Origin of the sequence: Allocoleopsis sp. (assembly GCF_036703385.1) — a bacterium.
Lineage (GTDB): Bacteria > Cyanobacteriota > Cyanobacteriia > Cyanobacteriales > Coleofasciculaceae > Allocoleopsis.
This window is the reverse complement of sequence record NZ_DATNPA010000201.1, coordinates 1-12,283: the sequence shown is the minus strand read 5'-3', so window position 1 is coordinate 12,283 and position 12,283 is coordinate 1. Positions and strand designations below refer to the sequence as shown.

Genomic DNA, 12,283 nt, shown 5'->3' with positions numbered 1-12,283 from the left:
GGCAGATACGTTCAGATTGACATCCTCCCAGCGCCCCTTGACGGAACAGCATGGGCATTTTGACGGATTACGCTAAATCCTGCTTATCATTATTCCCAAATCTGAATTAAGATTCCAATCCGTCAATAGACTTGATGTTGTTATAGTTCATCAACTCAAAACCATTACTCATTAGTATCTCCCGCACTCGATCGCTCATCCAGGCGGCGAGTTCTACCTCGCCTGCCCCCGGTGGCCCATTGAGGGGTTCGCCAGGAATTGTAATGGCTGGATGGGAATAAATTTCCACAAAGTCAGCCTGAATCTGCCCAATCAGCCCTAACAAGTAGTCTTCACTCATCTGACCACTTTCGAGCAATCCATAGACGCGATCGCAAAATTGAATTCCCTTAGATTTGAGCAATTTCTCCCCATAGCGGCGCAATCCCCCAAAAACACCCGACCAAATCACCTTGTTGAGTAAATCGCGGCGATCCAGATTCAGGGTAAAGCTGAGTTCCTCCCAAGGGAGTCTGATGACCTTAATATTGAATTCATCCGCTAATGCGACGAGCGATCGCAAAATAACCGGATGGCAGTGCATGTGCAAATGCCCATCCACATGAGAGAGTGGTAACCCAGTTTCGCGAAACTTTTCCAACTGAGCGCGGATTTCCAGAGCCAGTTCTCGACGTGCGGCTGCACTGAACTGGTAGCGCAACCCAGCTTTCACCGAATCTGAGGAAAAATTTCCCTGTGAGTCAACCAAATGGGGAATCTGGTGAGGGGGTAACACCGCTTTGCCGCAACCGAGTACCAAGTGGAGTCCGACGGCTAAGTTTGGATGAGCTTTCGCCAATGCGATCGCTTCCTCAAATGCCTCACCCGTTACCATCAGACTGGTACTCGTGAGTACCCCTTGCTCATGCGCCTTGATGATACCCTGATTGACCCCAGTGGAGAAGCCAAAATCGTCACCATTGATAATGGCAAAGCGGCGGCGCGATCGGGAAATACTCGAACTTGGGGTCATCAAATCGCTTCTGGTGGGATTTGCAATTAATAGCCCCCCTTTTTAAGGGGGGTTGGGGGAATCTAAAAAATGTAGAGCTTTATTCGACAAGCCTACTCAAGAGTACTCTCTTGCCTAACGTTTTCAGCGCGTGGATGTTCCAGAACTCTGCTGCTGGTAAGCACTGACCACTTTCTGGACATAAGTAGCCGTTGCACCACTTTTGCAGCCGTTGTATTGACCCGTCATCCACCAACAGGCCGCACTGCGAACTGCCGCCGTCTCATTGCCAGTCGCTTTCATTTGCTTATTAAGTTCCCGTCCCGCGATACAACTCACAGTGCGGCGTGCTGCATCCGCACCTGCATCAAATTGTGCAGGTGTCAACGACTTTCCGATACATCGTTTCGTCCAATCCGGGATAATGCCCGGTAAAACTTGCCAGTCACTGTACATCCCATCATTCGGACGCTGAGGGGGTGCTGCCTGCCGTAGGGCTTCCACAAAAGCGTTGAGTTTGGCATCTTTTACTTGTGCAGTTCCTGGCATTGCCCAGAGCCCCACACTAACCAATAGACCACTCAGGAGTAGATGTTTACTTGTTTTGCTTAACTTGAAACTCATGCTCGCTACCAATGGTATTGATGAATTGTTTCGCATTGACACTCCAACGCAATCAGAGCACGTTGAATTCTTGGTTCGCGGACTCGCCGTTAAACGACAGGATTGCTCCAATCGCCCAAGAGGGCAAATCTCCCCAAGCGTAAGTTCCGGCATGTCCTGCCGTACTGAGTGCTAATTTCAGGATATTGATGGCTGCGTTTACGTCCCTATCTTCGATGAACCCACAATGCGGACAGACATGGGTTCTAGTTGATAAGGATTTTTTCACAATATGCCCACAACTAGAGCAGTTTTGACTTGTATTGTAGGAAGGTACAGCAATTGTTACCTTTCCATATTTAAAGCCAAAATACTCCAACCACTGGCGGAATATTGACCATCCAGCATCACTGATGGATTTAGCAAGATGCCGATTTCTCACCAGCCCTTGAACATTTAAGTCTTCATAGGCTACCAAGTCGTTAGACTGGATAACGGAATATGCAACTCGCTTGCAATACTCTTTTCGTTGCCTGCTTACTCTTAAATGCTTCCGAGCATATCGGTTTCTTGCTTTATGGTAGTTTCTGGTCTGCGGTAAGCCACCTCGTTTGAACTTCTTGGACTTCTTGCGGTTTGCTCGGTTTAGTTGCTTCTCTGAGTTTCTGTAGAACTGAGGGCAAGGCTCTGTATTGCCTTGATTGTCGGCAATGAAGAATTTTAACCCTAAGTCCAGTCCTACCATCTTTCCGGTTAGGTTAGGTTCAACCCTAACTTTCGCATCAATTGCAAATTGAGCGTAGTACCCATCAGCCCTACGGACTAATCGAACTCGCTTAATCTGCTAAATGTCATAGTAATTAAGGTCGTAGGTTCCTTTAAGCTTAAGGGTTCCTATGTTTTTCCCATCTCGGAACATAATAGCTTTTCGGTTTTGTGAAAGCTTCCAGCCGCTTGTTTTATATTCAACTGAGCGGCAATTCTTTTTGAATTTCGGAAACCCCTTCTTGCCCAAAACGTTCTTCTTGCAGTTATCAAAGAACCGAGCAATAGCGCTCCAAGTTCGTTCTGCCGCAGACTGCCTAGCCATTGAGTTGAGTTCGTCGGCAAAAGGAAATTCGGCTGCCAGTACAGCACAATATTTGTTGAGGTCGTATTGACGCAAGCCTTTGTTTTCCATCCAGTAGCGCAAGCACTTGTTTTGGATAAAAAGGCTTGTACGAATCGCCTCATCTATAGCTCGATACTGAGCTTCTTTCCCCTTAACCTTGAACTCGTAAACGATCATGGGTTCGACCTTACCACTACCATGTCTTATGTTAGCATCTTCACATAAGATTGTTGATGAAGCTTTATGACTTCGTTGTCAAATCTATTGGTCAGCTTCGTCCCTACGCGCTTCCCGCCTTATACCCCACATCAGAAGAAGTGGGTTTTACGGTGCTTTCTATAATCTTTTACACTTTCTACGGAGAATATCCTATACCTCTTTGGACTGAGTATTATTCCCTAGTAGGGCGAAATAAGAGTAGCTTAGTGATTTTGCGATCGCTCTTAACAGGTGGTGCCGTAAGGCGATCGCATCATGGTTTCTGCCTCCAAGGAGTTAGTGCAGATTTGACTTGAATATCACTGACTTAAGAGAAAATTGATCGTTTCTTGGAAAAACCCAGATTGGGGGGAAACCCCCCACTGGGGGACGGAGTGCCTACCTAGAGACCCCCTGCACAAGGGTTAGTTGGTGAGCTAGGAAAGTTCTTAAGTCAGTGACATTCGATTTAACTTAGACACAACAGGTATCCGCATTCCCCTTTTCTTGGGCTAAGCTGCTCCACATCTAGGCAACGACTAGCGTTTTTGACAAAAATCTTGTGGGATGGGCATCTTGCCCGTCCCGACGGGAGCAAGTTAAAGGTGGAATCGCTGATTAACCCCGTTGACTAGTAACAAATTCCTTGCGCTTGGCACGTAAACTGAGATACTCCCGTGCCTCTTTGTAAAGACGACGGCGTTCCTCCGCATCGAAAATTGCGTTCTTGACGATGCGTGCCACAATGCGGGGACGGAAGTAGTACTTCGCGTAGAAATCCTCAACGGCCTCCATCATCTCACCTCGTGTCAAGCCGGGATACTCAATGTGAGGTAACTGATGACCCGTTTCATCGGTCATCTCTACGTCAGAACGGAGGTAATTGTTGGATTCAACGTAATTGTAAAAGTCAGTGCCCGGGTAAGCATGACCAATGGAAACTTGGATGGTTTCACAATCTAGCTCTTTGGCAAACTGAAGCGTTTGCTCAATCGTCTCCTTCGTTTCACCGGGTAAGCCGATGATGAAGTCGCCGTGTACGACAATTCCCGCTTTCTTACAATTTTTCATGAACTCACGGGCTTGCTCAACGGTTGCGCCCTTCTTGATGTTCTTCAAAATTTGGGGATTACCCGACTCAAAACCGACAATGAACAGACGGCAACCCGCTGCACGCATGGTTTGAAGAGTTTCGAGATCGACATGGACGCGGGAGGTACACGACCAAGTAAAGTTGAGAGGCTTGAACCGTTCGCACAGCGCTAGCACTCGCTCTTTCCCGATGGTGAAGGTATCATCATCGAAAAAGATCTCTTTGGTCTCGGGGAAAAGTTCGAGGGCATGTTTGACCTCGTTGGCAACATCATCAACAGAACGCTGCCGCCACATGTGACCATCGAATGTCTGAGGCCATAAGCAGAAGGTACACTTAGCAGGGCAACCGCGTGTCGTGTAAAAGGAAATGTAAGGGTAAAGAAGGAATGGGACGTTGTAGCGGGTGATATCCAAGTCACGCTTGTAGATGGGCGTTACCCAAGGGAGAGCATCTAGGTTTTCAATGGGCGATCGCTTCTCGGTATGAATAATCTTGCCATCTTTGCGAAAACTTACACCTTTGATTTCTTCTAAGGGCTTGCCTGAAGCGAACTCGGTTACGCTGTAGTCAAACTCTTTGTGAGTCACGAAATCAATCGCCTCACTCGCCATCAAGCTTTCTTCCGGTTGTACGGTAACATGAGGGCCGACGAAGGCAATTTTCAAAGATGGTTTTGCTGCCTTCATCATCTCAGCTAAGCGCACATCACTATAAAACCCTGGTGTGCTGGTGAAGAGAACAACGAAATCATACTCAGTCGCTATTGCAACGGTTTCATTGGGTGAAATGCCATGAGGCGGCGCGTCGAGTAAGCGACTTTCCGGAATCATTGCCGCCGGATAGGCTAGCCAAACTGGATACCAGTAAGATTCAATCTCTCGTGTTGCAGGCCAGCGAGAACTTGCTCCCCCGTCGAAGCCTTCAAAAGAGGGTGGATTTAGTAGCAACGTTTTCATCATAGTTTGAACTGGTGCTGGTTGATTGAATGCAAGGGAGCGATGCCAAAATAATTGCTAATACTACTGCAATTTCTCTGCTTTCCTCTACAACGCTACGCGATTACCCTAACAGAATTGCTTCAAGGAGCGATCGCGCCACTCGTTCCAAGCTGTGCCTTAACATGGCAAACTGAAGATTAAAGAAGTTGTTGTGAAGTGCTGGCATCGGGAACTAGTTTGGTCGTTCTCGTGCCTTGAGCCTTCTCAGAAGTCTTCGAGAATTCTGAGTGCATTTAGATTGAACGTTGGTTCTGACTCTACTCAATAGGTCTCTAACGAACTGAATTTGCTTCCCACTCCAAGCCTTGCCTGTGGATGTGGCAGCAATGTCTCGCCGCCCAAGATCGACTCCAATCCCCTCAAGTCGCAACTCGCGTTCCTCTCCGCTCTCTGATAGACGGAGTTTCCCGCCTTGGAGGTTTGCATAATGATTACTGTTTTAGCAATTCTGCTTGTTCTCCTCATCAGTGGCTCCATTGTCTTTTACCTTGCCTGTACCATCTGTACGCTTCAATTTTTTACCTGCACTGAGAAAACAGCAGACGCCCCTCAGCCAGGGGTATCCGTTATGGTGCCAGTTTGCGGTCTTGATGCACGGGCGTGGGAAAATTGGTCGTCGTTCTGTAGGCAGAATTATCCAGAATACGAAGTCCTGTTTGGGGTAACCGACCCCAAAGACCCTGCTGTTCCTCTCCTGGAGCAACTGGTGGTGGCCTATCCTAACAGGGCACGACTGTTTACCGACTTAAAACCTCGCGGAATTAATTATAAAGATAGTAACCTGAGCTATTTGTTAGAAGAGTCTCAGTATGAAGTGATTATCTTCGCTGATAGTGACATTTGTGTGAATACTGACTATATCCAAACGGTTACTGCACCCTTAGTCGATCCGCAGGTTGGGATGCTCACTTGTGCCTTCATCGGCTACAATCCTCAGTCCCTAGGAGCTGCGATCGCGTCCTGTGGTCGCTGCTTTGACTTTATTCCCAGCCTTCTCATTGCTCGTATCCTCGATGGTGGACTGCGGTGTGCGGTGGGAACTACCATCGCCACTCGCAAAACCACCTTAGCCAACTATGGCGGACTGCATCTGAATCGTATTGGGTCAGACTATAACCTGGGCAAGCGAGCTGCACAGGCAGGGTACCGAGTTGAACTCTCCCGGTATGTTCTGGATTCAGATACAGGACGAGAGGCTGTCCAGGAGGTATTCCAGCGGGAGTTACGCTGGGCGAGGACGATTCGTTACAATCGCGGCGCTCAGTACTATACGATGGTGTTTTGTTACGGTACGGTTTACTGTTTGCCCCTGCTGCTGCTAGCTGGGTTTGCGAATTGGGCGATCGCACTCACTTCATTCACATGGTTTATCCGCTACGCTCAGGTTTCGGTATCAATTTTCAGTCTCCGTTGTCCTAAACTCTTAGGCTGGCTCTGGACGCTGCCTTTACGGGACTTACTCAGCTTGGTTGTTTGGGCGATGGGGGCGTTTGGGCAAGGTGTATACTGGCGCGGACGACGGCTTCGGGTAATGGGGGATGGTTTGATTACCCAGTGGGAACCTAAATAAAAGGAAAAGGGGTCTATAAGAGCAGATTTGGTAACAGCACTTAGGGACTTCTCAATAAAAAAATATCCAACTACCTTTTGTGGGGTGGGCATCCTGCCCGCCCTTTTTTTATTCACTGCTCACTGCTCAGTGAAAAGGTGAAAAGGCATTAGGGAGCTGCGTAAAAATAAAGTACCAGTGAGGAGAGCTGTATTGACAAATTCAGCCAAGCTTGATTGGTACATTATTAAGCCGCAAGTCCCTTAGTCCTACTTAGGATAGACATCTAATATCAGCCATCACTTCTTTAAGACAGAGGTTAAGTTCAAATGGTTGGATTAATTATTAAGTCAGTAGTTTGTAAAAAAAATTAAAAAACCTGTATGACAACTGACGTTTCTCCTAACATCAACAAGAGTGTGAATGGCTCGCTTTTGATTGGCATTCTCCTAACTATTTTGGGAATTGTTGCGATCGCTCAACCGACTGCTTCGACCATCTTTGCTGAGACATGGTTTGCTTTAATTCTTGTCTCTGCGGGGGCTGCCAAGCTAGCCTATGCGTTTCAAACCCGCGAGCAGGGAGGCTTCATCTGGAAGCTTTTATTGAGTATCCTCTACACTGCAACCGGTGTAATGTTGTTTTTTAACCCCTTCAGGGGTGTCCTCACACTGACTCTATTGCTGGGTAGCTTTTTGCTAGCAGAGGGTGTGTTCGAGCTTATCCTGGCATTCCGCTTGCGTGGGCAACAAAACTGGACATCGGTGCTGGTGAACGGTATCATTACCCTGCTTCTGGGAGGCATGATTTGGTTCCAGTGGCCTTTCAATGCTCCCTGGTTAATTGGGACACTGGTAGGTGTTAGCGTTCTGTTCACTGGTATCTCACGGGTGATGCTGTCGTTGAATGGGCGTACTGCCGCTAGCGTATCCTAGTGTGAACTCGCTGACTTAAGGGTAATGGCACTGAATTAAGGGAAAAGCGATCGTTCTTTGGAAAAACCCAGATTGGGGGGGTTCCCCCCAAACCCCCCACTGGGGGACGAAGCGCGTCCCCCAGACCCCCTCCGCCAGGGTTGACGGGTGAGGATGAGGTTCTTAAGTCAGTGATACTTGGCTGAGAGTCCTGTCTCTAGAAGCTCTTGGCTCAGAGAAAGGGAGAAGCTAGAAAAATCAAAACCCTTCTCCTGAGTAATACCAATTTCCTCAATCCCTGCTACAGATACTTTCCTTCCCCTTAAAAAGAGGGGTTAGGGGGATAAGAGTGTAGCGCTATTTAATGAAATTGGTATAAAGAGAAGGATTTTTAGAGTATTGCGGCAAGATGTTCAGTGCTTAACCCCGCTCAATTTGAGCAAAGATTTCTTGGAGAATCTCTTGTGCTCCTTGTTGACGCATGAGCTGGGCGAGTTCATTGCCTAAGTTTTCCGCTTCACTGGCTTTACCAGTGACGGTATCTTTAACCAGCTTTTTCCCATCTACACTGGCAACAATACCCGTTAAGGTGAGTGTATCGCCCTCAAGGGTTGTGTTAACCCCGATGGGCACTTGGCAACCTCCTTCGAGTTGACGTAAGAATGCCCGTTCGGCATAGCAGCGATCGCGTGTGGGAATATGTTCGAGCGCTTTGAGTAATTCTAATACTTCCGTATCATCCCCACGGCATTCAATGCCCAAGGCTCCTTGTCCTACAGCGTGGAGAGAGAGGGTTGAGGGTAAGAATTGGTGAATGCGATCGCTCATATCCAATCGCTTTAACCCTGCTGCTGCCAAAATCAGGGCATCATATTCACCCGCATCCAGTTTCGCCAGTCGCGTATTCAAGTTCCCCCGAATATCTTTAAACGCCAGGTGGGGGAAATGATAACGCAGCTGTGCCAACCGCCGCAGCGAAGAAGTTCCAATTACGGCACCTTCGGGCAGAGTATCAATCTGCTTATCTTTATGCTTTTCGTGAACCACGAGGGCATCGGCGGGGTCTTCCCGTTCTGTAACGGCACCCAAGACCAACCCTTCTGGCAATCTTGTCGGCAAATCTTTCAGGGAATGAACCGCTAAATCAATCTCATTATTGATCATGCCCAGTTCCAATTCCTTGGTAAATAGTCCCTTATCACCTATTTTGGATAAGGCAACATCCAGGATTTTGTCCCCTTGGGTACTCATCGTCTGAACTTCAAACTGCCGATCTGGGAAAAATTTTTGTAGCTGTTCTTGCACCCAGTAAGTTTGAACCAGAGCCAACTGACTTTTGCGGGAACCAATGCGAATGGTGCGAGGAGGGCTGCTAACAGTAGGGGACATAGAGCGATCGCGTGATTTGGAGCAATTATAGTGACTCGATCTAGCCTACCGCAGTCGGTACTCCTTCAGCCTTTGGATGAGCAAGAAGATCACTGGAGCTTGTACTTTTGAGATCGAGTAAGGTAGAAGAGTGGGTGCATAGATTTCGGTGCTGCGTTGCCTTTTCCCATCAAGCAAAGCAAAAGCTGTTTATGCGAGCTTGTTGCAATCAGTCTTGGAGCACCCGCGCTGGTCTTGAGCTGAAGGTTGACCCTAGCCCTCGCCTTAGACTGACTTAGGGGGTTAGACGATTAGCGAGAAAAACGAGATTAAGGGACGCCTTCACAAGTGTAGTGAAGGCTCCCGACGTTTAAAGAGGGAAATGTCGCTGCGGCTCAGGTATTCGTGCAGCTTAGTCTTGCCGCAGTGAAATGGGTTTTGCCAGCCTGCTATTGGAAAAATGCAGACCCGCTAAGGGGCGTCTCCACCATCATTAAACAGGAAATTCAGGGCAAAAAGCCCACCGCATTCTGAGCCAAGTGCGTCCTGCGCTTGTTGTGTTCGGAATCTATGTTAAATCAGCAGCTAAAAACCCAGCTATGTCACATGTGCGAGTTGGCATCTTGCATTCTCTAAGCGGAACAATGGCAATGAATGAAGCTCCCCTCGTGGATGCGGCACTCATGGCGATCGCAGAAATTAACGAAACTGGAGGAGTCTTGGGTCAGTATATCGAACCTATCGTTGAAGATACCGCGTCTGACCCTGACTTGTTTGAAGGCAAAGCCAGAAAACTTATCCAAGGCGAGCAAGTCGCTACCCTTTTTGGTTGTTGGACTTCGGTCAGCCGCAAAACGGTCTTGCCAGTGCTGGAACAACTCAATACTCTCCTCTGGTATCCCTTCCAGTATGAAGGACTTGAGTGTTCCAGAAACATCTTCTACATTGGCTCCTGCCCCAATCAACAAGTGGAACCCGCTGTCGCTTGGCTGCTCTCGAACAAAGGAAAAAGGTTTTATCTGCTAGGAAGCGACTCGGTTTTCCCTCGGACTGTAGGGAAACTAGTTAAAGCGCAAGTTAAACACCAACAGGGCGTAGTCATCGGTGAAGCCTACGTGCCCTCGCCAGAAACAGATTTTACAAAAATTATCAGCCAAATAAAGCGATCGCAAGCTGAGGTTGTGTTGAATATCCTCAACGGGGACACTAATATTGCTTTTTATCGCCAGTACCAGGAGTCAGAAATTACAGCCAATGAGATTCCTATTTTAGCCCTGAGCGTTACCGAAACCGAACTACAACAGATTGGCGAGGCCGCTGTAGGTCATTATGCCTGTTGGCGCTACTTTCAGAGTCTAGATACTCCTAAAAATCGGCAGTTTGTTGCAAATTTTCAACAGCGCTATGGAGTTGAGCGCGTAACCTCAGACCCCATTGAAGCGGCCTATACCCAAGTCTACCTTTGGAAGCAAGCTGTGGAACACGCGCAGTCTTTCGACGTGGAGTGTGTGCGGGTGGCGGCTTATGGTCAAAGTTTTGAGGCTCCGAGTGGATTAGTCCGAATTGAGGCCAATCATCATCTAGAACAAGCCTGCCGAATTGGGCGGGTTTTACCAACGGGGCAGTTTGAGATTCTTTATTCCTGCGATCGCCCGATTAATCCTCTGCCTTGGTTAGGTGTTGAACAGATCCAGTTCAATGGCTCAGAAGTCGTCATAGAAATGTTAGCTGAAGTCAGTCAAGGAATGCATCAAACCTCGCAGTTAGAGCAAAAGTCCCGTGAATTAGTAGCCGAAAAGGAGCAGTTACAGCGTGAAATTACTCAGTGCCAAACTGTGGAAGCTGTACTGCGTGACTCAGAGACTCAGCTACATGCTTTACTAGCGGCGATAACGGATGTTGTGCTTGTCCTTGATACACAGGGGCGCTATCTCAAAATTGCACCAACCAACCTCACACTCCTACATAAACCCACCGACGAATTGATTGGCAGGACGCTGCATGAGGTTTTCCCGACAGCGCAAGCAGATGTCTTCTTGGCTCATATCCAAAAAGCTTTAGAGACTCAACAGACGATCAATGTTGAGTACAGCCACCCCACCCTAGAGGCACAAGAAGTTTGGTTTGCGGCTAGTATTTCTCCGCTTGGGACAGACTCCGTCATCTGGGTAGCGCGAGATCTCACAGAGCGCAAGCGGACGGAGGACGCCTTACAGGAGAGCGAACGACGCTATCGGAGTGTTGTTGACAATCTGAAAGAATGTGTTTTTCAGACGGATGTTTCAGGTTTATGGACGTTTCTCAATCCGGCTTGGGTGGAAATCACAGGATTTTCTGTTGAGGAAAGTTTGGGAACTCACTTTCTGGACTACATTCATCCAAGCGATCGCCAACAAAATCTCAAACTATTTCAGCCTCTCATTCAGGGACAAAAAGAACATTGTCACTACGAAGTCCGCTACCTAACCAAAGACGGAGGTTTTCGCTGGATTGAGGTCTACGCTCGACTAACCCTCGCGCCAGACGGTTCCCTGCTCGGTATTTCCGGTACTCTCAATGACATCACAGAACGCCAGCAAGCCGAAGAAGCTCAACGAGAGAGTGAAGCACGATTTCGAGCCGCCGCTGAGGGAAGTCTCGATGCCTTCTTCATCTTCCAAAACCTGCGAGACGAGACAGGACGCATCATCGATTTCATCTTTGCCGATCTCAACTCCAAAGGTGAACAGATGATTTCTCTACCCAGGGAAGAGGCGATTGGCAAACGGATGAGCGAACTTTTCCCCATCTATCGTATGGAGGGATTTTTTGCCAAGTATATCAACGTTTTTGAAACAGGAATTGTATTAGAAGAGGAGTTTTCCATTTCGATGCCGCCGGTGAAAGCCTCATGGCTTCAGCATCAAGTTGTGCCACTGAGCAATGGTATTGCGATTACAGCCAGAGACATTACTGAGCGTAAGCAGTCAGAGGAGGCAAGGCGCAACGCTGAGATGCGATATCGCAGTATCTTTGAAAACACCTATGAGGGTTTGTTTCAAATGACGTCTGATGGGCATCTGTTGAGTGCTAATCCTGGATTGGCGAGAATTTATGGCTACCAATCTGTTGAAGAACTGAAGGCGGCTTCTATCTACCTGAATCGGCAACGTTACTTTGACAAAAGCCGTTGGCAGGAATTTTTGGCACGGATGCAAACACAAGAGAGGGTATCAGATTTTGAGTCTCAGGTGTATCGCCAAGATGGTGAGGTCATCTGGATTTCGGAGAATGCCCATCTGGTTCGCGATACTGAAGGTGAACTGCTCTACTACGAAGGCAGTGTTGTTGATATTACAAGACGTAAGGTTTGGGAAGAGGCTCTGCGCTATCAACAAGAATGCACGGAGGAATTGCTGCTGAATATTTTGCCAGCTCCGATCGCTCAGCGGCTGAAACGAGCAGAAAGCACGATC

The 12,283-nt window shown here is 48.0% G+C and carries 8 protein-coding genes and 1 pseudogene; 4 read left to right on the top strand and 5 right to left on the bottom strand.

The genetic code is table 11. The annotated features are described in order from the left end of the window. Positions 1-106: 106 nt before the first annotated feature. The 3 genes and pseudogenes from hpnK to V6C93_RS38155 all read right to left on the bottom strand — a co-directional run bounded on the left by hpnK (position 107) and on the right by V6C93_RS38155 (position 2,882). Complete coding sequence (gene hpnK, locus V6C93_RS10140) at positions 107-1,012, bottom strand: hopanoid biosynthesis-associated protein HpnK (protein ID WP_333476538.1); 906 nt, start codon at positions 1,010-1,012, stop codon at positions 107-109. Positions 1,013-1,135: 123 nt separating this feature from the next. Continuing rightward, positions 1,136-1,615 carry a hypothetical protein gene (locus V6C93_RS10135; RefSeq protein ID WP_349262671.1) on the bottom strand — a complete coding sequence of 160 codons (480 nt, stop codon included), beginning with the start codon at positions 1,613-1,615 and terminating at the stop codon, positions 1,136-1,138. A gap of 52 nt (positions 1,616-1,667) precedes the next feature. Continuing rightward, a pseudogene (locus V6C93_RS38155) lies at positions 1,668-2,882 on the bottom strand (RNA-guided endonuclease InsQ/TnpB family protein). A 56-nt stretch (positions 2,883-2,938) separates the two neighbouring features. Here V6C93_RS38155 and V6C93_RS10120 point away from each other — a divergent pair. Next, positions 2,939-3,220, top strand: coding sequence for a hypothetical protein (locus tag V6C93_RS10120; protein ID WP_333476535.1), 282 nt, complete (start codon positions 2,939-2,941; stop codon positions 3,218-3,220). 301 nt (positions 3,221-3,521) lie between these two features. On the opposite strand, the gene hpnJ is transcribed toward V6C93_RS10120, so the two are convergent. Further along, a complete protein-coding gene (gene hpnJ / locus V6C93_RS10115) occupies positions 3,522-4,955 on the bottom strand; it encodes a hopanoid biosynthesis associated radical SAM protein HpnJ (protein WP_349262672.1) in 1,434 nt (477 codons plus the stop codon). A gap of 469 nt (positions 4,956-5,424) precedes the next feature. Here hpnJ and V6C93_RS10110 point away from each other — a divergent pair, with 469 nt between their 5' ends. Both V6C93_RS10110 and V6C93_RS10105 read left to right on the top strand, forming a co-directional pair. Beyond that, positions 5,425-6,567, top strand: coding sequence for a glycosyltransferase (locus V6C93_RS10110; RefSeq protein ID WP_333476533.1), 1,143 nt, complete (start codon positions 5,425-5,427; stop codon positions 6,565-6,567). Positions 6,568-6,929: 362 nt separating this feature from the next. Continuing rightward, complete coding sequence (locus tag V6C93_RS10105) at positions 6,930-7,481, top strand: HdeD family acid-resistance protein (RefSeq protein WP_333476532.1); 552 nt, start codon at positions 6,930-6,932, stop codon at positions 7,479-7,481. A gap of 399 nt (positions 7,482-7,880) precedes the next feature. Here V6C93_RS10105 and hemC read toward each other — a convergent pair whose 3' ends face one another. Then, positions 7,881-8,849, bottom strand: coding sequence for a hydroxymethylbilane synthase (gene hemC, locus V6C93_RS10100; protein WP_333476531.1), 969 nt, complete (start codon positions 8,847-8,849; stop codon positions 7,881-7,883). A 578-nt stretch (positions 8,850-9,427) separates the two neighbouring features. On the opposite strand from hemC, the gene V6C93_RS10095 reads away from it, so the two are divergent. After that, on the top strand, positions 9,428-12,283 hold a 2,856-nt coding region (locus tag V6C93_RS10095; RefSeq protein ID WP_333476530.1), incomplete at its 3' end, for a transporter substrate-binding protein.